General features: G+C 67.6%; 19 protein-coding genes and 1 tRNA gene. 13 read left to right on the forward strand and 7 right to left on the reverse strand.

Annotated features, from left to right (window positions below; genetic code table 11):
- Positions 1–4 precede the first annotated feature (4 nt).
- The 3 genes from cydB to cydC are packed head-to-tail and all read left to right on the forward strand — an operon-like array spanning position 5 to position 4,385.
- Entirely contained in the window at positions 5–1,033 is a 1,029-nt protein-coding gene (gene cydB, locus RN51_RS12990; protein ID WP_045264483.1) for a cytochrome d ubiquinol oxidase subunit II, read from the forward strand.
- A complete protein-coding gene (gene cydD / locus RN51_RS12995; protein ID WP_045264484.1) occupies positions 1,030–2,700 on the forward strand; it encodes a thiol reductant ABC exporter subunit CydD in 1,671 nt (556 codons plus the stop codon). Before cydB ends, cydD begins: the two co-directional genes overlap by 4 nt.
- A complete protein-coding gene (gene cydC, locus RN51_RS13000; protein WP_045264485.1) occupies positions 2,697–4,385 on the forward strand; it encodes a thiol reductant ABC exporter subunit CydC in 1,689 nt (562 codons plus the stop codon). Before cydD ends, cydC begins: the two co-directional genes overlap by 4 nt.
- 40 nt (positions 4,386–4,425) lie before the next feature.
- Here the strand turns inward: cydC and RN51_RS13005 are convergent, their stop codons facing one another.
- Complete coding sequence (locus RN51_RS13005) at positions 4,426–5,202, reverse strand: hypothetical protein (protein ID WP_045264486.1); 777 nt, start codon at positions 5,200–5,202, stop codon at positions 4,426–4,428.
- Positions 5,203–5,328: 126 nt separating this feature from the next.
- Here RN51_RS13005 and RN51_RS13010 point away from each other — a divergent pair, with 126 nt between their 5' ends.
- Both RN51_RS13010 and RN51_RS13015 read left to right on the forward strand, forming a co-directional pair.
- Positions 5,329–6,375 (forward strand): hypothetical protein, encoded by a 1,047-nt coding sequence (locus RN51_RS13010; protein ID WP_045264487.1) that lies wholly within the window; start codon positions 5,329–5,331, stop codon positions 6,373–6,375.
- Positions 6,376–6,439: 64 nt separating this feature from the next.
- Positions 6,440–6,530 (forward strand) — tRNA-Ser (locus RN51_RS13015).
- Positions 6,531–6,625: 95 nt separating this feature from the next.
- Here the strand turns inward: RN51_RS13015 and RN51_RS13020 are convergent.
- From RN51_RS13020 to RN51_RS13030, 3 genes are all read right to left on the reverse strand, one after another.
- Positions 6,626–7,564 carry a CPBP family intramembrane glutamic endopeptidase gene (locus tag RN51_RS13020; protein WP_045264488.1) on the reverse strand — a complete coding sequence of 313 codons (939 nt, stop codon included), beginning with the start codon at positions 7,562–7,564 and terminating at the stop codon, positions 6,626–6,628.
- A 257-nt stretch (positions 7,565–7,821) separates the two neighbouring features.
- Entirely contained in the window at positions 7,822–8,757 is a 936-nt protein-coding gene (bla, locus tag RN51_RS13025) for a class A beta-lactamase (protein ID WP_045264489.1), read from the reverse strand.
- A 69-nt stretch (positions 8,758–8,826) separates the two neighbouring features.
- Positions 8,827–9,438, reverse strand: a complete 612-nt coding sequence (locus RN51_RS13030; protein ID WP_045264490.1) for a TetR/AcrR family transcriptional regulator — start codon at positions 9,436–9,438, stop codon at positions 8,827–8,829.
- Positions 9,439–9,524: 86 nt separating this feature from the next.
- Here RN51_RS13030 and RN51_RS13035 point away from each other — a divergent pair, with 86 nt between their 5' ends.
- Positions 9,525–10,169 carry a hypothetical protein gene (locus RN51_RS13035; protein ID WP_045264491.1) on the forward strand — a complete coding sequence of 215 codons (645 nt, stop codon included), beginning with the start codon at positions 9,525–9,527 and terminating at the stop codon, positions 10,167–10,169.
- Between the two features lie 195 nt (positions 10,170–10,364).
- Positions 10,365–12,440 carry a vWA domain-containing protein gene (locus tag RN51_RS13040; RefSeq protein ID WP_156149183.1) on the forward strand — a complete coding sequence of 692 codons (2,076 nt, stop codon included), beginning with the start codon at positions 10,365–10,367 and terminating at the stop codon, positions 12,438–12,440.
- Positions 12,441–12,616: 176 nt separating this feature from the next.
- On the opposite strand, the gene RN51_RS13045 is transcribed toward RN51_RS13040, so the two are convergent.
- A complete protein-coding gene (locus tag RN51_RS13045) occupies positions 12,617–13,975 on the reverse strand; it encodes a DUF1214 domain-containing protein (protein WP_045264492.1) in 1,359 nt (452 codons plus the stop codon).
- A gap of 229 nt (positions 13,976–14,204) precedes the next feature.
- Between RN51_RS13045 and RN51_RS13050 the strand changes: the two genes are divergently transcribed.
- Positions 14,205–17,072, forward strand: a complete 2,868-nt coding sequence (locus RN51_RS13050; protein ID WP_197073255.1) for a DUF7507 domain-containing protein — start codon at positions 14,205–14,207, stop codon at positions 17,070–17,072.
- Between the two features lie 223 nt (positions 17,073–17,295).
- On the opposite strand, the gene RN51_RS13055 is transcribed toward RN51_RS13050, so the two are convergent.
- A complete protein-coding gene (locus RN51_RS13055; protein ID WP_045264494.1) occupies positions 17,296–18,312 on the reverse strand; it encodes a serine hydrolase domain-containing protein in 1,017 nt (338 codons plus the stop codon).
- A gap of 126 nt (positions 18,313–18,438) precedes the next feature.
- On the opposite strand from RN51_RS13055, the gene RN51_RS13060 reads away from it, so the two are divergent.
- Genes RN51_RS13060 through RN51_RS13070 form a run of 3 tightly spaced genes read left to right on the forward strand, consistent with a single transcriptional unit; the run spans position 18,439 to position 22,152 of the window.
- Entirely contained in the window at positions 18,439–19,350 is a 912-nt protein-coding gene (locus RN51_RS13060) for a phosphotransferase (protein WP_045264495.1), read from the forward strand.
- Positions 19,351–19,387: 37 nt separating this feature from the next.
- Positions 19,388–20,800, forward strand: coding sequence for a PLP-dependent aminotransferase family protein (locus RN51_RS13065; RefSeq protein ID WP_045264496.1), 1,413 nt, complete (start codon positions 19,388–19,390; stop codon positions 20,798–20,800).
- A 59-nt stretch (positions 20,801–20,859) separates the two neighbouring features.
- The gene (locus RN51_RS13070; RefSeq protein ID WP_082066590.1) at positions 20,860–22,152 is read left to right on the forward strand and encodes an aminotransferase class I/II-fold pyridoxal phosphate-dependent enzyme; all 1,293 of its coding nucleotides are present in this window, start codon (positions 20,860–20,862) and stop codon (positions 22,150–22,152) included.
- Between the two features lie 75 nt (positions 22,153–22,227).
- Here the strand turns inward: RN51_RS13070 and RN51_RS13075 are convergent, their stop codons facing one another.
- Positions 22,228–23,169 carry a LysR family transcriptional regulator gene (locus RN51_RS13075; RefSeq protein WP_045264497.1) on the reverse strand — a complete coding sequence of 314 codons (942 nt, stop codon included), beginning with the start codon at positions 23,167–23,169 and terminating at the stop codon, positions 22,228–22,230.
- Positions 23,170–23,289: 120 nt separating this feature from the next.
- Between RN51_RS13075 and RN51_RS13080 the strand changes: the two genes are divergently transcribed.
- Together RN51_RS13080 and RN51_RS13085 are read left to right on the forward strand one after the other, a co-directional pair.
- Positions 23,290–24,294, forward strand: a complete 1,005-nt coding sequence (locus tag RN51_RS13080) for a DUF1852 domain-containing protein (protein ID WP_045264498.1) — start codon at positions 23,290–23,292, stop codon at positions 24,292–24,294.
- A 20-nt stretch (positions 24,295–24,314) separates the two neighbouring features.
- Positions 24,315–25,349: a methionine synthase gene (locus tag RN51_RS13085; protein ID WP_045264721.1), complete on the forward strand. Its 1,035-nt coding sequence runs from the start codon at positions 24,315–24,317 to the stop codon at positions 25,347–25,349.
- Positions 25,350–25,418: the final 69 nt, after the last annotated feature.

Below are 25,418 nucleotides of genomic sequence, written 5' to 3' on the forward strand. Positions count from 1 at the left end.
CATCATGGATCTCGCAACACTCTGGTTCTTCATCGTCGCCTTCTTCTTCGTGGGCTACTTCGTGCTCGACGGCTTCGACTTCGGGGTCGGCATGTCCCTGCCGTTCCTCGGCAAGAACGACGTCTCGCGCCGACAGGTCATCAACACGATCGGCCCGGTCTGGGATCTCAACGAGACCTGGGTCATCGTGGCCGGCGCCGTGCTGTTCGCGTCGTTCCCCGAGTGGTACGCCACGCTGTTCAGCGGCTTCTACCTGCCGCTGCTGCTGATCCTGCTCGCGCTGATCCTGCGCGGTGTCTCGTTCGAGTACCGGCACCAGCGCGACAGCGCGAAGTGGAAGGCCGGCTTCGACCGGATGATCGTGATCGGCTCGGTCGTGCCCGCACTGCTGTGGGGCGTGGCGTTCGGCAACATCGTGCAGGGCGTCGCGATCGACGAGAACCACATCTTCGTCGGCGGCTTCTTCTCCCTGCTGAACCCCTACGCACTGCTGGTCGGCGTCACCACGCTGCTGCTCTTCTTCCTGCACGGGGTGCTGTTCGTGGCGCTCAAGACCGACGGTCAGGTGCATGAGGACGCGCAGAAGCTCGCGAAGAAGGCCGCCATCCCGACGATCCTCGTCGCAGCCGCGACGGTGATCTGGACGGTCGCCATCGCGATGGGCCGCGAGGCTCCGCTGCTCTGGCTGGTCATCGGCGCCGGTGCGCTCGCGGCGGTCACTCTGATCGCGGCGGTCGGCTTCTCGCTCGTCCGTCGCGACGGCTGGGCCTTCTTCTCCGGCATGCTCACGGTCATGTTCGCGGTGGTCATGCTGTTCTCCGCCCTGTTCCCGTACGTGATGCCGTCGACGATCGACCCGGCCTACAGCCTCACGATCGCCAACGCCTCGAGCACCCCGTACACGCTGCAGATCATGAGCTGGACGGCCCTGATCGCGATGCCGCTCGTGCTCGCGTACCAGGCGTGGACCTACTGGGTGTTCCGCAAGCGCGTCACCCGGAAATCCATCGAGGGGGCTCCGGCGCACGCGTGAAACCCGTCGATCCGAGACTGCTGCGATACGCGGGTGCCGCGAGGGGTTTCCTCGCGGCATCCGCGTTGATCGGCGTCGTCCAGACGGCGGTCACGATCGCCTTCGCGTGGCTGCTGACCGATGCGATCACGGGGGCGCTCGCGGGGCGCGACGTCACCTCGTCGCTGCTCTGGCTGCTGCTGACGGCTCTGCTGCGCGGCCTGCTCATCGCGGCCTCGGATGCCGCGGGCACACGGGCGGCAGCCAAGACGGGGATGCAGCTGCGCACGGCGCTCGTGGCTGCGGTCGGGAGGCTCGGGCCAGGGTGGCTCGCGCAGCGCAATCAGACGGCGCTCGCGGTCACGGCCGGTCACGGGCTCGAAGCTCTCGACGCCTACTTCGCCCGGTACATCCCGCAGCTCGTGCTGACCGTGATCGCGACGCCGGTGCTCGTCGCGGTCATGTGGTGGCAGGACTGGCCGAGCGGACTCACCGCAGTGATCACGCTGCCGCTGATCCCGTTGTTCCTCATCCTGATCGGCATGGCGACCCGCACCGTGCAGACCCGGCAGTGGCAGACGCTGCAGCGCCTCGCGGCACGCTTCGCCGACACGGTGCAGGGGCTGTCGACGCTGCGACTGTTCGGACGCGACCGGCGTGCGGCTGACCGCATCGAGGTCACCGCCGACGAGTACCGCCGCGAGACCATGAAGGTGCTGCGGTTCTCGTTCCTGTCCGGCTTCGCGATGGAGCTGCTCGCTTCGATCGCAGTGGCCCTCATCGCGGTCTCGGTCGGATTCCGGCTGCTGTCGGGAGACCTCACGCTCGAGGTGGGGCTGTTCGTGCTGCTGCTCGCTCCCGAGGCGTTCCTGCCCATCCGGCAGGTGGGGGTGCAGTTCCACGCGGCGGCCGAGGGGGTCGCGGCGACGGAGGACGTCTTCGAGGTGCTCGATGCGGCGGGGGAGCGCGCGCGGATGCAGGAGCTTTCGACGGATGTCGGAGGAATCGCCGCCGAAACCCCCGGCATCCGGGAACCGGTCATGCATGTGGACACCACCGTGGAACCGGCGAAGGGCGGAAGCCTTGTGGTCGAGGGGCTGCGGGTTCGTGATCTGCCGCCCGTGTCGTTCACAGCCGGGCCGGGGAGCATCACCGTCATCGAGGGGCCGAGCGGGTCGGGGAAGTCATCGCTGTTGGCTGCACTCCGGGGCGCGGTCGACTTCGAGGGGACGGCCTCCTACGGCGGCAAGGATCTACGGGGGCTCGCGCCGGCGGTGTGGCTCGCCTGGGCCGGACAGGCACCTGGCCTCACACGCGGCAGCGTGGAGGCGAATGTCGCCCTCGGAGATCCTGAGCCGGACGACGGCCGGGTGCGCGCTGCGCTCGACGATGCCTGCGCGGACGGCATCGACCCCGCGCTGGAACTCGGCGTGCAGGGGGCGGGACTGTCGGGCGGGCAGGCGCAGCGGGTGGCCGTCGCCCGAGCGCTGTATCGCCAGGCGTCGGCATCCGGACGTGTGCTCGCACTCGATGAGCCGTCGAGTGCGCTCGACCCCGAGACCGAGGACCGACTGTGGCGGTCGCTGCGCGCGAAGGCGGATGCCGGGGCGACGATCCTGCTCGTCTCCCACCGTCGGAGCGCGCGGGAGATCGCGGATCAGATCGTGGCGCTGGGGGTGAACGCATGACTTCACCCCGCACAACCGACGCCGCGCATTCCCGCGGTCACCGGGTCGGCGCCATCCTGCGACTCGCGCAGCCGCCACTCGGCCGCTTCGTACCGGGACTGATCTGGGGTCTGCTCTCGGCCGCCGCCGCCGTGAGTCTGCTCGCCGTCAGCGGGTGGCTGATCGTGAGCGCGTCGATCGTCGACTCGCTCGTGCCGCTGTCGATCGCCGTCGTCGGTGTGCGCTTCTTCGCCGTCTCGCGCGCGGTCACCCGCTATCTGGAGCGCCTGAGTGGACACGATGCCGCGCTGCGTCAGCTCGCCTCCACCCGTGCCGACATGGTGCGCCGCCTGATCCCTCTGTCGCCGGCGGGACTCGGCTCGACGGACCGCGGTCAGGTGCTTGCAGCTCTCGTGGACGATGTCGAGAACCTGCAGAACCTCCCGCTGCGTGTGGTGCAGCCGCTCGGTGTGGCAGCGCTCGTCGCGGTCGGAGCGGTCGGCTTCCTCGCGTTCGTCTCGCCCCCTGCGGCCCTCGCCCTCGCGGTCTGTCTCCTGGTCGCCGCGGCTGCCGCGATCGGTCTGGGCTGGGTGTTCGGCTCTCGCGCCGAAGCGCTGGTCTCGGAGCGCCGGGCAGAGCTCTCGGCAGCTCTCGTCGACTACTTCGGCAGCCTCGACGTGCTCATCGCCTACGGGGCCGAGGAACAGGCGCGGGCGCGGATCACCGCCGCGGACGCTGCTCTGCGTCGCGTGGTCGACCGCGCATCGCTCGCTCAGGCAGTTGCGGCGGGGGTCGTGTCCGCGGTGGCGGGGGCGGCATCCGTCTGGGCGCTCGCCGCGGCGGCTCCGGGTCTCGCGGACGGCTCGATCGACGGACCGTGGCTGGCCGTGGCGGTGCTCGTTCCGATGGTGGTCTTCGAGGTGTTCGGAGCGGTGCCGATCGCTGCGGCATCGTGGCGGAGCGTGCGAGCGAGCGCCGGGCGCATCGTCGACGTGCTGCCAGAGCGGATGCCGGATGAGCTGCGTTCCGACGTGGGGGATGACGCGGAGTTCTCACACACTCCCGAGTTGCGTCTGCGCGGCGTCAGGGCGACCTGGCCGGGCGGCACGCCCGCTCTGAAGGGGGTCGACCTCGACCTCCGCGCCGGTGAGCGCGTGCTGGTCGCGGGGCCGAGCGGGGCGGGGAAGAGCTCGCTCGCGGCGACCCTGGTCGGCTTCCTGCGCGTGGAGGGTGAGTACCGGGTCGGTGGTCGTGATTCCGCAGAGCTCTCGGGCCCGGCGCTGCGACGCGTGATCGGGCTGTGCGAGCAGAGTCCTCAGCTGTTCGACGAGGACATCCGCCAGAACCTGCTCTTCGCGCGGGACTCCGCCTCGGATGAGGAACTGCTGGCGGTGCTCGACCGGGTCGGACTCGGTGACTGGGTGCGGGAGCGCGGGGGACTCGATGCGCGGGTGGGTGACCGCGGCGCGCTGGTGTCCGGCGGTCAGGCACAACGGATCTCACTCGCCAGGGCGCTGCTGCGGGGGTTCCCCGTGCTGGTGCTCGACGAGCCGACGGCGGGGGTCGATCCGGAGGCATCGGATGCCCTGTTGCGCGATCTGCTGCAAGCCGCGGGGGAGCAGTCGGTGCTGCTGATCTCGCATGTGGCACCGCCCGCGGGGACGGTCGACCGCGTGGTGCGAATCCACGACGGCCGCACGGCCTGACACCGATGGGTCCGTGCGGGGAGACCCGCGGGCCGACGTCTCAGACGTTCATGTCGACGGGCGGTTCCATCACGATGCCCTGGGCTTCGAACGCGCGGCGACGCTCCTCGATGCGGCGGTGCATCTCGACCTGGGCGGCGTCGACGAACTCCGGATCGAGGTCCACCGTGCGGGGGTGCGGGTCGCCGTGATGCGCGGCGATGTATGCGTCGAGCTCGGGACCGCTCGTCCAGGACGTGATGAGCGCGTAGCGCGGTGCCGTGCCTCGGTGCCAGACCGCGTGCCAGAAGCGCTGCGTGTCGACGATGATGCGGGAGCCGGCGCGCAGCGGCAGGCGGATCTCGGTCGCCGGATCGAAGCGGTCGGAGCGCAGGATCAGCATCGACTCGGTGTCGTCGGAGAGGTTGAAGAACCCGCGGACCACCCAGCCGGTGCCCTCTTCGTTGAGGCGGTTGTTGTCGTCCTGGTGCAGGTTGTAGATCGCGTCGGCGTACTCGTTGGGCTGCAGCTCGATCACGCGGCACCGGCCGATGCCCGCGCCCGGTTCCTGTGCTCGGCGCTGGAGCGTCGGAGCGATCGCGACCTGCGAGTCGACCCAGACGCCGTCCTTGTCGGTGCGCGGCGGGGTGTGGTTCCAGAAGCCGTTGCAGTCGACGTCGCCGGCATAGCTGGTGAGCGGAGCGAAGCGGGTGATGCCGGAGGAGCGCCATCCGACGTACTCGAGGTCCAGCCATTCGGCGGGATCGGTGGCGGAGGTGTGGTCGTCGAGCACGACGTAGCCGGTGTCGGCCAGTGCCTCAGACGTGATGAAGCCCATGATGGAACCTTCCCGTCATCGCTGCCCCCACAGGCGGCGGGTTGTAAGGCCATCCTAACTCGATCGCCCCTGTCCTGGCGGAGCCGGCACCGGGGAAAGCCGGTCGCCCGCCGATATTCTGGGGGCATGACTCAGCCGCAGGGTGCCCTCCTCGTGGGCAGCGTGAACTACGACGACGCCGAGACCACGATCCGCACCGCCTCGGAGCTGCTCGGCACTCGGCTCCGCCGCATCCCGGACGGCGAGGTCGGCAAGCGGTTCCACTGGATCATGTTCCAGCCCGACGTGATCGGTCAGGCCGAGGGCATCGAGCGCATCGGCGATGAACCCATCCCTTTCCCCGCCGGCATCGACGCCCGGGGTCTGCGCATCGGCGAGGGGGTGGATGCCGCGGCCATCGAGCTGCCGCCGCTGGGGTACGCCGCCGCCGCCATCGAGTCGTATGCGGTGTTCGAGCGACTGCGCGCCGAGGGTGCGGTTCCCGCCGGGATTCGGTTCCAGGTGTCGTTGCCCACGCCGCTCGCCGTGATCGCCTCGTTCTTCCACGGCGATGACCGCGGCGCCATCGAGCCCGTCTACACCGCTGCGATCCTGCGCGAGCTCGACGAGATCCTGCAGGCCATCCCGCACGAGGACCTCGCGGTGCAGTGGGACGTCGCCAGTGAGATGGGCATCATCGAGCGCGCGGCCGGGTACGGAGCGGTGATGGAGGCCTGGTGGCCCGGCGACCCGTTCGACGGACTGGTCGCACGACTGGCATCCCTGGTCGACGCCGTGCCTGCCGACGTCGAGGTGGGCGTGCACCTCTGCTATGGCGACGCGGGGGAGAAGCACTTCTTCGAACCGCGCGACGCGGCGAACCTGGTCCGCTACGCGAATGCCGTGATGGCCGCATCCGCCCGCCCGCTCACGTGGCTGCACCTTCCTGTGCCGATCGGCCATGACGACGCGGCGTACTTCGCCCCGCTCGCCGATCTCGCGCCGGTCGGCGAGCTGTACCTGGGACTCGTGCATCGCGAGGACGGGGTCGAGGGCGCTGCGCGTCGCATCGCCGCAGCTGCTCCGTTCGTCCCCGGCTTCGGGGTGGCGACCGAGTGCGGGATCGGGCGCGCACCCGCCGGATCGACCGAGGGCATCCTGCGTACCCATGCCGAGGTCGCCAGCGCCTGGTGATCCGCGCCTGGTGGGCTGCGCTCTCGATTCGCGTGGACGCCCCGCGTCGCGTAAGCTGTTCCGCGGTGACGTGTCCGAGCGGCCGAAGGTGCAACTCTCGAAAAGTTGTGTAGGGTAACCCCCTACCGTGGGTTCAAATCCCACCGTCACCGCCACCACGAAGGCCCCGACTCCCGTCGAAACACTGGGAGGCGGGGCCTTCGTCATGCTTGCCCCTCGTCGGTTCGGTGGGGCCGCGGTGTGAGGTGCTTCAGCTGTGCAACGCCGGGGTGCGTGCAGGGCCGGTCCTCCGCGTGATCCACCAGACGGCAGCGGTGATCAGGATCAGTACTGCGCCGGGGATGAGGGTGGCGACGGACCCGGCGATCTCTCCTCGGCTGTTGAGCGCGCCGCCGAGGTCGACGTGCAGCGTCGTGCTGAGCACGAGGGCCGACACGTTGTAGACCACGTGGAGGACGATCGCGGTCTCGAGCCCCCCGGTGCGCCAGGTGACGATCGCCAAGGATCCGAACAGCACGAGGTAGGAGGTGAGGATGTACGGGTCGATCGAGCCGTGGAAGAGCGAGAAGAGGACCGTGGGGATGACAATGCCGATCACCGCGCCGAGGCGCGCGCCTCTCGTCCATCCGCCGACGATGCGGAACATGAACCCGCGGAAGCCGTACTCTTCGCCTGCTGCCGCGAGTGGAGTGAGCACCATGCCGATCACGAAATAGGCGACGAGGTCGAATGCCGACCAGGGCACCTGATCGACGGGCGCCAGGAGGAAGCCGAAGGCGACGACGAGGAGCAGCACCGGGCCGAAGGCGAGCAGCGCTCGTCCGAGCACGCCGTATCGGAAGCGTCCGGCTACGGAGTGCATCGACCGGAAGGGGACCCCGTAGAGCAGGCGCTGCAACAGCATGCAGTAGGGGATGAGCAGGGCGAGCGACAGTGCACCCGCAGCCTGCTGGAGCGGCGTGAAGCCCGAGCGCCCCAGGAGCTCGGTGTCGAGATAGCGCGCCCCGAGCACGAACGACTGCGCGAAGACGACCATCCCGACGACCACCAGCACGATCGCGAGGATGCCGCGGAGGAGGCGGCGCTTCTCACCGGAGTAGACGCGGTGGTATTCGACGCCAGACGGGACCCGAGGGGTCGGGACGGGGTCGTCCGACTGGAGGAGCCAGTTCGGCGAGGTGTCGGTCATGGGTGATTCCTCTTCAGTACTAGTACAGCGTAATAATTACGAGAGGTTTCAAAGTAGCACAGCGTGCTAGAGGGTCGCGGGCCGGGGACCGAGGTTCGGGTAGGCGGCGGCGAGCGAGAGAGCGCGGGGCGCGTCGGGTGCGTGATCCCCCAGGTGATCTGCTCGTCGTGGCCTTTAGTGCCTGAGTGCGATCGCGAGCCAGCTCGATGCCACGACCGTGATGCCGAAGATCGCCGCCGGACGTGTGAGGACGGCGGTCATGAGTTGCTGTGGTCGAGCGCGTGCAGGGTGATGGACGCAGCACTCGCCACAAGCGTGTCGTCGAAGTCTGCATGTGGCTCGTTCCGCGACGTCAGCACCGTGATGATGATGGGATCGTGCCCGGGTCGCGTGACGACGGCGATGTCGTTCCGGATCGGACCTGCGCCTCCCGATTTGTCGGCGACCGTCCAGCCGGCGGGTGCCCCGGCGCGGATGAGGGCGTCTCCGGTGCGGTTGTCGCTCATCCAGTCGACGAGCAACGCCGTGTCCGCAGGGGACAACGTGGAGCCGTCCAGGAGCCTCGCGAGTGAGGCCGTGAAGGCGGCAGCGGTGGTGGTGTCCTCCGTGCTGTCCGATTCGATCGTGTTGAGACCCGGCTCGTCATTCACGACCTCCGTGGTGGCATCTCCCAACTCGGCGAGTGCATCGTCGAGGGCTGCGGGGCCACCGATCCGGTCGAGGATGAGGTTGAGAGCGGCGTTGTCGCTGACGCGGACGGCCGCTTCGGCGAGCTGCGCGTAGGTGAGGCCGTCCTCGACGTGCTGCGAGGTCACGGGCGCGTGGCCGGCGGCGGCGGCTTCTTCCGCCGTCCACCGCACGCTCTCATCGCGGGCTGCGCCCGACGCGGACTGGAGGAAGACGGCCGCGGCGAAGGCCTTTATGGTGGAGGCGAAGCCGAAGCGGCGGTTCTCGCCGTACGCGACGGATTCGCCGGTTCCGGTATCGACCGCCATGACACCGACAGTCGCGTCGTACTCCCGTTCGAGGCCTGCGAGCTCGTCGGCCACGAGCTCGTCGAGGTCCGTTGCGGTCGCACGGGCCGTCGGAGATGCCGGGGCAGATTCGGCGGCAGGCGGGGGTGACCCCACGCACCCCGCGAGCGCGAAGCCGGCGAGAAGGCAGCAGAGGCTGAAGGCCGGACTTCGGCGCATGTCGTCACGCACCGCCGAACGCCCTGGTGGGCGCGAGGACGACGCCCTGCACTTTCGTGGGCAGCGAGGTCACGCGGCGGGCCATTGGCTCATGACCGCGTGGACGGCGAGCCGCAGACTCGCCACCTCGGCGTCGACGCCCACGGCATCGGAGGGCAGCGCGCGTTCGGTCATGATCCCCGTCAGAACAGTCGAGAGGAACCGCGCCCGCTCCTCGACCCGACCGCCGGGGATCGCGCCCTCGTCGATCAAGGTGGTCAGCCACTGCGCGATGCGATGCCGCCCCATGCGGTCCAGGGCGATGTAGGTCGCTGCCTCGTCTTCGGATGGAGCCGTGGCCACATATGCCTCGTAGAGCGCCCCCCACTGCTTCCGCGCGCTCTCACCCACGCCGACCTGACGGAGGATCAGCTGCAAGCATGCGATGAGCCGTTCCTCCGCCGTCGACGAATGATCATTGATCGGATCGTCGGGGAGCTCCAAGTCGTACATCGCGGCCACCACCGTGTCGATGAGTTCCCGCTGTGTCGGGAAGAAGTGGCGGAGCGAGCCCGTGCTCACCTGAGCGCGGGCCGCCACTGCTCTCACACTCAGACGTGCGGTGGGGTTCTCGCCCAACATGGTTGCCGCAGCGATGAGGATCTTCTCCCGCGTTCCCGGTTCCTTCGATGCTTCGTCCATTTTCCCTCATAGCCGCCCGTCTATAACGGTGTGCTAGTTTAGCCCGTCGTCGGCTATCACACTGTATTAGATTTCTGGAGGTCGAGATGATGGCGAGAAAGAACTGGCGCAACCGTCGAGTCCGCGTCGGCTCCGGCGAACCGCTGCGCCGCTATCGCTGGTGGCAGATGTTCGGCAGGTCTCTCCGATCGATCACGCTGCGCTCAGCGGCCGGCACGACATCGACGTACACGATCGACGTCCGTCACGCCGGGGATATGACCGACGGCGAGATCCGTGCCCGTCTCTACATCGATGGAGCCTTGCAGTCCTACGCGAAGATGCCCACGCGCTTCGCGGTGCCCGGCGGACACATCGAGGTGGCGATCACCGGGTTCGGGCTCAAACGGTGCCACTATGTGCGGGCAGACGGTGTGGAACAGCAGCTGTCGCCCGATTCTCGATCCGCCGAAGGGCGTCGCGCTCGCCTGCACGAGCGGCATCCCGGAGTGAGCCGCGTGATCGGCATCGTCTCCGTCGTGTTCGTCGTGGCCGGCCTCACAGTCGAGGTCCCTCAGATCATCGAGGCTCTCTCGAAGATCCCCCTGATCGCCGACTCGATCGGCACCTTCACGTCTCCTATCCGACTCCCGCTCCCGCTCAATCTGCTCGTCGGTCTCGCCGCTGTCCTCGGCAGCACGGAGCGAGCCCTGCGAATGCGTTCGAGCTGGATCGACGAGCTCGCCAGCTGACCCCGAGGAAGCCGCCCGTTCGGTGTGCATTCCGGATGGCGGTGGAGAGCACTCATCGTGATCGAAGACCGGAGCGCGATCCGCGACGCGGGTGTCCGACGTCGTCCCGTGGTGGCCAGACGTCGAGGTTCCTGATCGTGGCGCTAGTCAGAAGCAGGGTGGACCGCACGCGCGGGTCTCGTCTACCGTCTAACCATGTCCAAGCGGGTGGTGGGGATAGTCAGTGCTCTGTGCGCGCTCGTCCTGGGGTCGGTTCCCGCGGCTGCGGTGGCGGCGGTGCCGGTGCCTGATGCGGGATCAGCCGTGGTGACAGTCCGCACGGGCGGGGACCGGGTGAGCGACACGCAAGTCGCCGGTCTCGCCGGCGTGCAACTCGGTCTGTTCACCTCCGAGACCGATACGGTTCCGGTCGCACTGTGCACCTCCGACACAGATGGGGACTGCAGTTTCGTCCTCGCGGACCCTCTCCTCGGCTCGTCGTACTGGGTCGGGCAGGTGGATGTCCCGGCCGGTTGGTACGCCAACCCCACGCTGCGGACGGGGCGGGCGAGCGGATCCGAATCGGTCGCTTCGGCGTACCGGTTCCAGACACCTGCTGTACAAGCGGGGCAGACCTATCGGTCCACGAGCGAGTTCATGATCTCCTCGTCGAACTCGCTGCCGACGCGATCGAACGGCGTCTGGCAGCAGTCCCGCGTCAACCCCTCCCTGGATGCGCAATGCGGTTCGGACGTGGCGATCGTCATGGACCTCTCCGCTTCGGTGGGTTCCGCGTTGCCGCAGTTGAAGCAGGCCGCGGACGCTTTCGCGAACGCGCTGGTGGGCACCCCGTCGCGCGGGGCGGTGTTCAGCTTCTCCCGTCAGTCGCCGAGCGTGGAGGCGGCGACGGGTCAGGTCAGCGAGAACCGTCCAGGGCTGATCTCACTGTCCACTCAGGCGGGTGCCGACGCGTTCACTTCTCACTACGCGTCGTGGGGGCTGGGGTCGGGCACGAACTGGGACCAGGCGCTGCAGCAGGTCGCCGGCTCTCCCGAGCAGTACGACGTCGTCGTGGTCCTCACCGATGGGAATCCGGACCGATGGGGTGCCACGCATGGCGACGGTTCCAACACGCACTTCACCGACGTGGAGGCCGCCGTGTTCTCGGCCAACACGATCAAGGCGAAGGGGACGCGGGTCGTGTCGTTCGGTATCGGATCGGGCGTGGAGGGCATCAGCTCGCTCAACCTCGCCGCGATCTCCGGGCAGACGGCCTTCGACGGCACCAACGTCGCCTCGGCCGACTACTTCCAGACGGCTGACTATGCATCGGCCGCTGCGCAGCTCGGGCAGCTCGCCCTCGCCGGATGCACCGGGACCCTGTCGGTGGTGAAGCAGATCGTTCCTGCGACCACGACGGGGTCCGACATCACGGGCGCCGTACCCGCAGGCGCCGGGTGGACGTTCGAAGCGCAGGCGGCGGAGGATGGCACCGTCGTGGCACCGCCTGTCGCGACGACGACCGACGATGGCACGGGCTCTGTGTCCTTCGACCTCACGCCCGCAGCGGGGGCGAGCTCATCCGGGGTGACGGTGAGTGAGCGCCAGCAACCGGGGTACTCCCTGGTGCCTCAGGCCGGGCAGAATGCCGTATGCACGGACCTGACCACGGGCGCCGCTGTCGCGTCGACTTCGGTCGGCACGACAGGATTCGCCGTGGACGTACCCGCAGCGTCCGGGGTGAGCTGCATCGTCTACAACCGTGCTCCCGCCGAGGCATCGATCACCGTCGACAAGGTGTGGGTCGTCGATGGCGAGGAGTACGCCGACGGCGCGCAGCCGGGTGGACTGACCGCCGCGCTCGAGCTCACCGGACCGAACGGTGCAGGACCCACCCCGCAGGACTTCGGCGTTGCCCGACCCGGGTACACCGCCGGCGATCCGGTGGAGGTCTCCGAGGAGACGACGGTCGACCTCGAGGGCTGCACCGTGACCGCGAGCGGGCTGGAGACTGCTGCTGGAGAGCCGGTGTCGACGACGCTTCCCGCCGTCGTGACGCTCTCGATCGGGGCCAACGCATACACGCTCCGTAACACGGTGGATTGCGTCGCCGAGCCGACACCCGCGCCGTCCGACCCGAGTCCGATCGACCCGGGGTCGGCGCCCGGATCGGGATCGCTGGCCAACTCGGGTCTCGATGCGACTTCTCTGGCGCTTTCCGTGGCCGTGGGTCTCGCGGCCGTCTTCGGCGGCCTCGCGCTGGGACTCACACGCGTTTTTCGGAGGCGATGACGGGCATGCGTCGCCGTTGATCGCCCTCCCTGAACAACGATCATCGAAGGAGAACTCACGGGCCTGGAGGGCGCGAACGCCGACCCCCGCCGTATCGCGGCGCATCGGCGCGCAGCCGTCGAAGGAATGCTCCGAGACGCATGACTCCACAAGCTGCGCGATCTCGGAGTCGGAAGTCAGATCTCGCGCACAACCGGTGGAGGGGACCACTCCTGGTCGAGGATCTCTTGGTCCGGCCAGTACGCACGGAGATACAGAGAGAAGTCTCCCGCCGGTGCGGGCAACCAGTTCGCGAGGTCGTCGGGGTTGGTCGGCTGCTCGCCGCCGACGAGGAGCGTGAGAGATCCGTCGGAGCCGGGGACCAGTGACTTGTTCTTCGTGCCCAAGGAGTAGCGGCGCAGCTCGTTCGGATGGAAGAAGTGCTTCGCGTTGTAGAGCGTCAGCGACCAGAACCCGCGTACCGGAGGAAGGTGGCCGGCCGCGAACGTGATCCGATAGGTGGAGGTGCCGTGGAGTCGAGCTCCATCGGCATCGAGGTCGAGATAGTAGTAGCACGTCTCGTTCGGCGCGTTCACGAAGATGTTCGCCTTCGCCATGGCCGTCCGCGAGAGGTATGAGGTGCCGAACTGTGCGCCGTCTCGCTGCGTCGACCAGTGATACCCAGCAGGAATTCCGATGTTGCGGAACTCGAAGAGCTCCGCTACCAGTCCTCTGTCTGCGGTGACAGCGGCTTCCGTGAGCACCGCCCGGATCTGGTCATCAGTCTCAGCGGCGTCCGCGAGCTGTCGGAACATGGCGTAGACGGCTTCCTCACCGCTTCGCGGCGGGACCTCATCGAGGACGAGCGAGAGGTCAGCGGGAAACCGTGTGGGATCGACCCACTGCGTCTCCGGGGTCTCCGCTCCTGCCGTCGGCGCCTCGCCATAGTGAGGTAGTGCGGTCCAGTCGGTCTCCTTCACCGACCCGTCGTACTCATCGAGCGGATACACGCCGATGCGGGAGAGCGTCGGGAGAATCGCTTCCCGGTCCTCAGCCGTATCGTCCATGAAGACGCGGGGGATGACGATCGCCATCGGAGTGTCGTACCGGAAGATGCCTTGAAAACCCTCGGGGATCTCGCCGCTCCACCCTGTGTGGGCGAGGAGGTAGAAGCCAGGGGCGCTGTCGTACATCGCCCCCAGGTGGACGAACGATTCCGTGCGCTGATCGACACCCTGACAGACCCAGAACCGGTCTCCGAAATCGGGCAACTGCACGACGGTCGGCCCGACCTCCGCGGCGAGCATCCCGAACCCGTAAGCGACATCCTGGTTCGGACAGGCCACGAGCCGCTCGGCGGGCTCCACGTAGTCGTGCAGCATCGCGATGCGCCCGGGAGGAGTCACCGGCCCGATGCCTTGAAGGAGCCCTGGTGCGGGGAGCTTCTCCATCGCCAGGCGTCGGTTGCGCATATTGACCAACGGCCAAGCCCAGAGATACGCCGCCTTCCCGAAGGATCTGATGTACTCGTCGGTCAACGCGAATCCGGGGTTCATGCGCCCAGCATGGCTCACCCGCGAGGCATCCGTCTAGAGAACTCGAGGACAGCGCGTGGAGGACTCTCGCGCTGTTGTCGGCAGCAGACGACGCGGGCCTGGAGCGCATCAGCACGCAGGGAAAACTAATCGGCGCAATCCCTTGCACGCGGAATACTCCCGGGTCTACTCTCCGGCTGGGGGAGATATCCGACCGAAGTGAGTCGAGATGTCCAGAGGTACGCAGCGGATGAGCACGTCGGAGCACGGTTCTGAAGCCGGGCGACGTGTGCGGAGGGTAGTAGCAGCAGTTAGCGCGCTGCTGCTCGGTCTGGCGGGGGTGCTCGCGGCGTCCGCCGCGGTGGCGGCGCCTGGCAGTCCGGGCCTGCCGCAGGCACCGGCGACAGCGGTGTACCTGGAGACGTTCGAGAACCAGACGGCGACGAACGGCATCCGGATCGGTCAGTACACCGGCGGGGCGGCGGCGAACACCGAGACATACATCACGAGTCCGAGCTGGGCGCCGGTCGCCGGCCAGTGCAACGGTTGGATCCTCCGATCCACGACACCGCGAAACGCTGCGGTGACAGGCGTCGACGCAGGCTGCGATGCTACCGCGTGGGCGTATCTGCAGGGAATGGCGACGGCGATCGGGCTCTACAAGGGGCAGGCGCTGGCTACGGCGCAGCAGAACCAGATCCTCTCCGAGTACACCAACGGCGGGTCGGCTCCCGGGCCAGGCGTGGAGTTCCAGACGGCGAAGCCGATCACGGCGGGCATCGTCCCGGGGCACTTCTATCTGATCAGTGCGATCTACGGCGCGGCGAACTGCGTCTCCGAGGGGCCGACGCTGAACCGGGTCGATCCTCGGCTGAGCTTCAACCTCATCGTGAATCAGACCGGGAGCGGCCCAACACCCGGTACCGGTGGAGGCACGGTGAACACCTTGGCGAGCGGCCTGAATCCCTGCACGGATCCCGCGGCGCGAGAGATCACCGTCGGGGGCCGTCTCTTCCACGTCGCCGAGCTGCAGTCGGCCGGCTTCCGCGCTGATGAGACGACGACGTCCCTCGGCGTGCAGCTGTTCAACGCTGCGGGCGGATTCCGTGGAAACGACAGCGGATTCGACGACCCGAAGATCGTCGACGCGACGCCCCAGCTGGACAAGGTCTTCAGCCCGACGACCGTGAAGGTCGGGCAGACATCGACGCTCACGTTCACGATCACCAACACCGACGATCTCGAGGCCAAGAACGGCTGGTCGTTCACCGACACGCTTCCCGCCGGCCTGGTCTTCGCGGGGACTCCGGTCACGGACTGCCCGGCAGGCGTGGCCACGCTCGACGGAACCAGCATCAGCGGAACCGGAAACATGGCTGCCGGAACGGTGTCGTGCACCTTCACCGTGCCGATCACCTCGGACACCGTGGGCTCCTATACCAACGGGCCGTCGAACATCGGGCCGATCAGCGGCCTGTTGGAGCCGGGCAACACCACTGTTATCTTCACCACTCCGGATACGCCCGCGATCAGCCTCGTGAAGTCCTCGAGCCTCACCGACCCCGCACAGTACGTGCTCGATGCACCGGTGACGTACTCGTTCCTGGTGACCAACACCGGCAACGTGGACTTGACCGGCGTTGCCGTCGCCGAGACCGCGTTCAGCGGTACAGGGACGCCGCCGGTCGCGTCATGCCCGCAGACCACTCTCGCGCCGGGGCAGGCGACGACCTGCACGGCCGCCTACACGCTGACCCAGGCCGACATCGATGCCCGGCAGGTGACGAATACCGCGCAAGCGACGGGAACACCGCCCGAGGGGGACCCCGTCACCGCCACCGATGACGCGATCATCTCCGGAGACCCCGTGCCCCAGCTGTCGCTGGTGAAGACCGCCGATGCCGCAGGCGTCCAGTCACCGACCGTCGTCGGCAATCCCATCGACTACACCATCACGGTCACCAACACCGGCAACGTCACACTGTCTCAGGTCGCCGTGACCGACACCCTGCTCGGCGGCGCCATCTCGTACGCCTGGCCCGGTGCCCCCGGGGTCCTCGCACCGGGGCAGAGCGTCGCCGTCACCGGAACGCACGCCGTCACGCAGGCCGACATCGAAGCCGGGGTCGTGACGAACACCGCCTCTGCGACCTCTCGCGATCCCGGGGGCGCGGAAGTCACGGCAGGACCGCAATCGACCACGACACCCCTCGACCAGGCGCCGTCGCTGGCGTTGACGAAATCGGCGTCACCGGCGTTGAGCACCCCGCCGAAGCCCGGTGACATCGTCACCTTCAACTTCACCATCACCAACACGGGGAACCTCGGCCTGAGTGCCGTATCCATCACCGACCGGCTCCCCGGACTCTCCACGATCACGTATACATGGCCAGGAGACCCGGCGGTGCTGCCACCCGGAGAGGATGCCACCGCGACGGCCACCTACCCGATCACCCAGGCGGATATCGATGCCGGAGCCGTCGCGAACACTGCCGTCGCGAACGGCACCACCGAGGGCGGTGCCGACGTCCCCTCAAACGAGGCGGACACCTCGACGCCGCTGGATCAAGCCCCGGCCATCGCGCTGGTGAAGAGCGCCGACGCGAGCGGCATCACAGAGCCCGCCGTGGCTGGGCAACCCATCGTCTACACCTTCACGGTCACCAACACCGGAAACACAACGCTCACCTCGGCGAGCATCACCGACCAGCTCGCCGGGCTCCCGGCTCTGGCCTACACCTGGCCAGCAGCGGACGGCGTGCTGCTCCCCGGACAGGAAGCCACTGCCACGAGCACCTATGCGATCACGGTGACCGATATCGACAACGGCAGCGTCACGAACAACGCCACTGCCACCGGACAACCGCCGACAGGTGACCCGATCGAATCGGATCCTGCGACCACCACCACCGACCTGATCGTGACCCCGGAACCCACGCCGACCCCGGAACCCACGCCGCCACCTCCACCCCCGCCACACCCCAGCGGGCTTTCCGCCACCGGAGGCGCGATTCCGATCGTCGCACTCGTCGCAGCTGCCGCGCTGCTCATCGCGGGCAGCCTTCTCGCATCGAGACGGCGCCGGCAGAGGAGCGAGGCGGATCACGGAGGCCTCTGATCTCCGTTGACACGGAAGGACGCAGTTCGTCGTCGCGGTATCCTCCGTCCAGGTCTCGAATCCGAAGGTCTTTCTGGATCCTCGGGTCGTGGTTCGCGAATGCCTCGTGATGCCAGCCACGGCGGTCGAGAGGGGCGTGCTGAACCTCGAGGATTCTGGGTGCTCGGGGCAAGACTTTCTGGCGCTGAGCAGCGGTGGAGCGGATTCGTCGCCGAGCCGCTCTTCAGCTCGCCCCCAGGAAGCGGAACGCGAAGCCGTCGAGATCACGGTAGGTCCCGGACAGAGCGACGACCGCACGGCCGCGGTCGACGTGGAGCGAGACGTGCGCCTGCGATCCCCAGGTTCCGCCGTTGTGGTGCACGATTGTTCCGTTCTCGTTCTCCTCGATGAGCCAGCAGTACCCGATGCTCAGCCCTTCGCGGATGTGATGCTGCGGGGTGATGGACCGCTGTAGTCCGGAGATCACCGGGTCTCCATCCCGCGGAGATCGAAGGGCGTCGAGCAGGAGTTGCAGGTCGTCGAGTGTCGATGCGAACATCCCCGCTCCGGGCATGTGGTCTCGTAGGTAGGGAACTGACTCGCCCCGACGGTTCTGCGGGGTCACCACCACCTCCTGGCCGAGTTCAGGGCGGTCGAGATTCGTCCGGTTCATCTTCAGCGGTCGGAGCAGGCGCTGATCGATCAACTCGGCGAAGGGGTGGCCCGTGGAGGCGGCGAGTGCGTCCGCGAGCAGTCCGACGCCCATGCTCGAGTACAGGAACCGTCCTTCGGTTCGGGCGCGTGATGCTGCTCGGGCGAGATGACGCTGATAGGCGGCGGCGTCCGTCCTGCGCCAAGGGTCCTTTCTGCTCATGCCGGTGGCGATGGCAGCCTCTCGCCACCGAAGTCTGGCCGGTGTGTTGGGCAGCCCGGATCGGTGCGTCGCGAGTTCGACGAGTGTCGGTGGCCGGCCCGGCCACGGCAGCCGCTGTCCGGTCAGATGATCGACCGGTGTCTCCGGATCGACTTCCCCCGCCTCGACCAAGACCCCCAGGAGTGCCCCCGTGAGCACCTTGCTGACGGACCCGATCTCGAACCCCTTCCCCGTCGAATCTCCCGCCCGGACGTACTGCTGCCACGGCATGCCCTCCGCTCGGAGTGCGACCTCCAAAGGTGCGGACGAGGCTCCCGCGAGCGCGGTCACCTCGGTGTCTGCGGTCGAGGTCGTGAACGTGCGGGTGCTCTTCGGGTGAGGGCTCACGTGCGTCTCCTTGCAATAAGCGCGATCCGGCTCGCTCCCCACACTAGGAACGAGGCGTCGAACGCGCCTCCGTCTCCGGGGTGATCCGACTCCTCCTCCGGGGGGAGTGCTGGTTCACTGGGAGCCATGACTGTGGATGTGAACGGGATCGTCCGGGATCGCTTCGGATGCGATGCCGTGATCGAGCGAACATTCGAGGGGTTCTACGCGACGGTGTACCTCGTGTCGCTCGAAGGGGGCGAACAGCGAATCCTCAAGTGCTTCCATCGATCGGGGATCGCGGAACGGGAGGCCGCTGCTCTGACGCGGCTCGCGCAGTCGTCCCCACCCGCGCTGGCAGTACCGTCGGTGTTGGACGTGGGACAGGAAGGTGACCGCGAGCTGATCGTTCAGTCGTTCGTGCCCGGGCAGCCGGTGCCAGAGGTGCTTTCCTTCCTCGGGGGCTCTGGGCAGGCATCCGATGCGCTCGCCGAGCAGATCATCGATGTCGTCGAGCACTGGCATTCTCGGGTCGGAGAGTCCTTCGAGGATCGTCAGGGAGCGAGACACGCACGGTTCGTGGACAGCTTTCTCGCCGACATCGGATCTCTCGTCGGCTGGCTGCAGGAAGATGAGACGATCGGGCCAGACGTGCGATGCCGAATCCTCGACACGGTGCCGCTGGTGCCCACGCTGCTCCACCCGCTCCGAGACGACCCCGCGGTCTTCATCCACGATGACTGCCACGCGGGGAACTTCCTCGCCGATCCGGTCTCCGGCCATCTGACCGGAGTCATCGACCCCGGTCAGGCGCGATACACCCACCGCGAGCTCGATCTGTTCCACCTCGCGGATGCGGCGCCGGAGCTCCGGCTCTGGGATCGTGCGGTCGCTCGTCGGCCGATCGCCACCGGAGGGGAAGTGCGGAGGCGGCTCTTCAGCATCTGGGACGATGTGATGCACGCTCGAGCATCTGGCTGGCGTGACGACGCCTGGTTCGCACGAAAGCTGGACGCGCTGGACTCGTCGCTGTGCGATGCGCCGATGGTCACCGAGTAGCCGGAGTCGCCTCACCCTGGCGGTACTCTCGATCGTTATGGGTGACAGTAGCGCTGACCTGATCGTGACCGAGCTCCGTGCGTGGATCGACACGGTCGGTGCGGGAGCGCGGCTGCCGTCCAGCCGCGAGCTCGCGCGACGGCACGGTGCGAGTCCGGTGACGGTGCAGAAGGCGATGCGCACCCTCGTCGGTCTCGGCCTCATCGAGAGTCGCTCCGGTGTCGGAAGCTTCGTCCGAGGCGCGAGACCGCCGAAGCCGCTGGACTTCCGATGGCAGACGAGCGCGCTCCGGTCAGCGGCAGAGCGCGTGCCTGAGCTCTCGACGCCGCTGCGGGACATCGCCGTCGACGTGATCGGCCTGCAGTCCGGGTATCCCGCGCGAGAACTCCTCCCGGAGCGAGCTGTGCGCGCAGCGCTGTCGAGGGCAGGTCGGAGCGAGCATGCGGTGAATCGCCCGCCGGCCGCCGGACTCCCCGCCCTGCAAGCCTGGTTCGCGACCGAGCTCGCTGAGGTGACGCCTGCGGGTGTGGCCTCGGTGTCTCCTCGGGACGTCTGTATCGTGCCCGGTACGCAGAGCGCGTTGGGCTCGGCGTTCCGCGGACTCGCGGGCCACGGGCAGCCGGTTCTGATGGAGTCACCGACCTATTGGGGGGCGATCCTTGCTGCGGCGCAGGCCGGGTTGCGGGTCGTCCCCGTGGTCAGCGATGCTGAGGGGCCGGACCCGGACGACCTGCGGAGCGCGTTCAGGGAGTCGGGCGCGAAGGTCTTCTACGCGCAACCGAACTTCGCCAATCCGACCGGTGCGCAGTGGACGCCGGAGCGCAAGAACGAGATCCTCTCGGTGGTGAGGGACGTCGGCGCCTTCCTCATCGAAGACGACTGGGCGCGAGACTTCGGCATCGACGCAGACTCCGTGCCTCTGGCGGGTTTCGATGACGCGGGGCACGTGGTCTACATCCGCTCACTGACCAAGAGCGTCTCGCCCGCCATCCGAGTCGGCGCCGTCATCGCTCGTGGTCCCGCACGGGAGCGTCTCCTGGCGGATCGAAGCGCCGAATCCATGTACGTCAGCGGGCTCCTGCAGGCCGCGGCTCTCGACGTCGTGCTGCAACCAGCCTGGCGCTCGCACCTCAGGACGCTCCGCGGAACACTTCGCGATCGCCGCGATCTGCTCGTCGCGAGCGTTCAGGACATGCTTCCCGAGGCGGTGGTCACCCACGTCCCGGCGGGCGGTCTGAACCTGTGGCTCCAACTGCCCGATCGCGTCGATCTCGAGCGACTCGTCCGCGACTGCGATGCCGCCGGCGTGCTCATCGCCAGCGGTACGGAGTGGTTTCCGAGTGAGCCGTCAGGGAAGTTTATCCGACTCAACTACGCGGGGCCCGACGCCTCCCGGTTCCCGGAGGGGGTTGGCGTCGTGCGCGCTGCGCTCGTCGGCCAACGGATCTGATCCTGGCAGGACGACGTTGCCCGCCGCTGAGGGTGGCGACACTACTGGTATCGTTTGTTATGTCGAATCAGAGTAGCGGTATCGCGCGAAACGCCATCCCGATATCGTCCCGTCGCAGCTCGGCCGCACGCCCGTCGCGAGTCAGGCCAGCAGCACGCCTCGGCGATGTCCTCTACGACCTGCGCGGCTCCGTGCATGATCGAGCGCTGCAGTTGGAGGCGGACGGACATCAGATCGTCAGGCTGAACATCGGCAACCCGGCCCCGTTCGGCTTCGAAGCTCCCGAGGTCATCGTCGACTCCCTCCGTGGAAGCCTTTCGCTCTCGCACGGCTACTCCGAATCGCAGGGCCTGACCGAGGCGCGCGAAGCGATCCGGGACCACTACCTCGACCGCGCGGGGTTCTCCGAGCTCGCCATCGAGGACATCCTCATCGGCAACGGCGTCTCGGAACTCATCGGGCTTGCGTTGCAGGCGCTCATCGAGCCCGGAGACGAGGTTCTGATCCCGATGCCCGACTTCCCCCTATGGACTTCCGCGACCGTGCTCGCGGGAGGGGTTCCCGTCTCATACCCGTGCCGGGAGGACGTGGGCTGGGAGCCCGACCTGGAGCAGCTCGAGGCCCTCGTCACGGTCCGGACCAAGGCGCTCGTCGTCATCAACCCGAACAACCCGACGGGGGCTGTGTACGGTCGGTCTGTGCTGGAGGGCATCGTTCGTCTCGCGCAGCAGCACGGGCTCCTCCTCCTCTCGGACGAGATCTACGACCGCATCGTCTACCCGGGCCACACGCACATCAACACCGCCGCCGTCGCCGCCGGGCATCCGTGCCTCACGTTCGGCGGCTTGTCCAAGACGCACCGTGTCGCGGGATTTCGGTCCGGGTGGGTGGCTGCGACGGGGTTCCCGCGCCGAGACGCCTATCTCGCGGGCCTTCGGATGCTCGCCTCGATGCGAATCTGCGCCTCCGTTCCCTCGCAGCGCGCGATCGTTCCCGCGCTGAAGGAGGACGATTCCCTGGCGGCTCTCCTGCGGCCCGGTGGGCGGCTGCACGATCAGATGAAAGCCGCGACGCATGCACTCCGCGCGATCCCGGGGGTCACCGTGCATGAACCCGGTGGCGCGCTCTACCTCTTCCCACGGCTCGATGTCGATCGCTTCGGAGTCATCGACGACGAGCGTCTCGTGCGGGACTTCCTCGAGCGCGAGCATGTTCTCCTCGCGCACGGTCGTGCGTTCAATTGGGCGGAACCGGATCATCTGCGGCTCACCGTCCTTCCGCCCCAGGACGTGCTTCGGGATGTGATCGGGAGGCTGGGGCGCTTCCTCGACGGGTACTCGCAACGCACCTAGGGGCGAGTCGACGAGCACAGAGGCCGGGCCGGTGGCGTCATGCGCGGCGCCATCCGCTGAACAAGGTGATGGCCTTCAGCCGAGCAGCTCCACCCCGAACTCGGCGACGACGGCGCGCAGTTCGGCGAGGTAGCGTTGCGCCTGCTCGGTGAGCGGGATCGCGGCGTGGCCGATCCACCCGATCTCGATGTCCTCGTCCACGTCGAGGGGGATGGCGACGATCTCGGGATCGAGGTCGTCGCTGATGATGCCGGTCGAGATGGTGTAGCCGTCGAGTCCGATCATCAGGTTGAAGATGGTCGCGCGGTCGGAGACGCGGATGTCCTGCGGGCTGGAGAGGGTGGAGAGGATCTCCTCGGCGAAGTAGAAGGAGTTGTTCGCGCCCTGGTCGAAGGTGAGCCTCGGCACATCGGCGAGATCCGCGAGCGTGACGCGCTCCCGCGCGGCGAGGGGGTTCTTGCGGGAGATGAAGATGTGCGGCTGCGCGACGAAGAGCGGATGGAACGCGAGCCCGGAGTCGCGGAGCAGCTTGTCGATCACGTTGCGGTTGAAGTCGTTGCGATACAGGATGCCCAGTTCGCTGCGGAGGGTGCGGACGTCTTCGATGATGTCCCACGTACGCGTCTCGCGCAGGGAGAACTCGTATTCGGCTGCCGAAGTCGCCTTGACCATCCGTACAAGCGCGTCGACGGCGAAGGAGTAGTGCTGGGTCGAGACGCCGAGGAGCCGCCGGGACGGAGGTCGCCCGAGGTAACGCTGCTCCAGGAGCGCCACCTGCTCGACGACCTGTCGCGCATACCCGAGGAACTCCACGCCGTCCGTGGTGAGCGTCACCCCGCGAGCGGAACGGAGCAGCAGGCTCCGACCCACTCTGCTCTCGAGGTCCTTCATCGCGGCGGACAGGGTGGGTTGCGCGACGTAGAGGAGGTCCGCGGCGGCGCTGATCGACCCCTCCGCGGCGACTTCGATGTAATAGGTGAGCTGCTGCAGCGTGATCCCGTTCGAGCGCTTGGCCATAGATTGACCCTATGTGACGGCATAGTCGACGCGCATTACCCGATGGGTCTCCACTGTCGTCATCATGGAAACACCCCGATCGAGGCCGAGCCCGGCCGATCTTCCACCGATTGGCCGCTCATGGCATCCGAATTCACGTTCCGCATCACGACGACCCGTTTCGACGAGGACTACTCGCCGTCCGACGACTCCCGCATCACCACCAACTTCGCCAACCTGGCGCGTGGCGTGGACCGTCAGCAGAACCTCCGCAACGCCCTGACGATGATCGATCGGCGATTCAACGATCTGGCGCACTGGGACAACCCGAGCCGTGATCGCTACACACTCGAACTCGAGATCGTCTCGGTCGCGATCCAGTTCGCCACGGAGGGGGAGGACCGGGAGTTCCCCTTGCTCGAGGTGCTGGAGATCGCCGTGGTCGATCGTCTGACGGGCGCACGCACCCAGGGCATCGTGGGCAACAACTTCTCGTCGTACATCCGCGACTTCGACTTCAGCGTGCGGCTGCCGGCGGCCAGCGCGGCCGCGGGCGGCTTCACCGTTCCCGACGATTTCGGCGACCTGCACGGCAAGCTCTTCCAGCACTTCCTCGACTCCGAGGCGTATCGGGAGCGCTTCTCTCTGTCGCCCGTGATCTGTATCAGCGTCTCGACCAGCAAGACCTACCGTCGCACGGAGAACCACCACCCGATCCTCGGTGTCGAGTACGAGCAGAAGGACCCATCGCTGACCGACGAGTACTTCGGGAAGATGGGTCTCTCGGTGCGGTACTTCATGCCGCGGGGCAGCGTCGCGCCGCTGGCGTTCTACTTCCGTGGTGATCTGCTGAGCGACTACACGAACCTCCAGCTCATCGGCACGATCAGCACGATGGAGACGTTCCAGAAGATCTACCGTCCGGAGATCTACAACGCGAACTCCGAGGCCGCGACCATCTACCGGCCCACCCTCGAGCAGCAGGACTACTCGGTGACCAAGATCGCCTACGACCGCGAGGAGCGGAGCCGGCTCGCGGCCGAGCAGGGGCAGTACGCCGACGCGCACCTCATGAAGCCACACGGCGAGCTGCTCGAGAGGTGGGCCGCCGGCCGCTCCGCCGACTCTCTGGTCTCTGTCGGATGACGAACGGACGAGCCCCGATCATGCCCGAGATCCTTCCCACCTCCATCGTCGGCAGCCTGCCGAAGCCCTCCTGGCTGGCCGAGCCCGAGACGCTCTGGTCCCCGTGGAAGCTGGAGGGCGATGCTCTGGTGGAGGGCGTGCAGGATGCGCTCCGCATCACCGTGCACGAGCAGCGTCAGGCCGGCATCGACATCATCAGCGACGGGGAGCAGTCGCGCCAGCACTTCGTCACGACGTTCATCGAGCACCTCTCCGGTGTCGACTTCGACCAGCGGGAGACCGTGCGGATCCGCGACCGGTACGACGCCAGCGTGCCGACCGTCGTCGGCGCCGTGAGCCGCGAGAAGCCCGTGTTCGTCGAGGACGCGACCTTCCTCCGTCAGCAGACCGACCAGCCCATCAAGTGGGCTCTGCCCGGTCCGATGACCATGATCGACACGCTCTACGATCGCCACTACAAGAGCCGCGAGAAGCTGGCCTGGGAGTTCGCGACCATCCTCAATCAGGAGGCGAAGGAGCTCGAGGCGGCCGGGGTGGACATCATCCAGTTCGACGAGCCGGCCTTCAACGTGTTCTTCGACGACGTGCAGGACTGGGGTGTGGCCGTGCTCGAACGCGCGGCGGAGGGCCTGCGCGCGGAGACGGTGGTGCACATCTGCTACGGGTACGGCATCAAGGCGAACACCGACTGGAAGGCGACCCTCGGGTCGGAGTGGCGGCAGTACGAGAAGTCGTTCCCGCTCCTGCAGCAGTCGAGCATCGACACCGTCTCGCTGGAGAGTCACCACTCGCACGTCCCCCTGGACCTCATCGAGCTCATCCGGGGCAAGAAGGTCATGCTCGGAGCCATCGACGTCGCCAGCCAGACCATCGAGACGCCGGAGGAGGTCGCCGACACCCTCCGTAACGCGCTCCGCTTCGTCGATGCGGACAAGCTCGTGCCGAGCACGAACTGCGGGTTGGCTCCGTTGCCACGAGATGTCGCCCGTGGCAAGCTGCGGGCGCTCAGCGCGGGTGCCGCTCTCCTCCGCGAGGAGCTCGCCACCGCGCTCTGATAGCCTCGAGCTTCCGTGCAGCAATCCGAGGAGGTGGTACCCGTGAACGAACTCACGTCGGTGCTCCTC

This window comes from Microbacterium oxydans (genome assembly GCF_000956405.1).
Lineage (GTDB): Bacteria > Actinomycetota > Actinomycetes > Actinomycetales > Microbacteriaceae > Microbacterium > Microbacterium oxydans_C.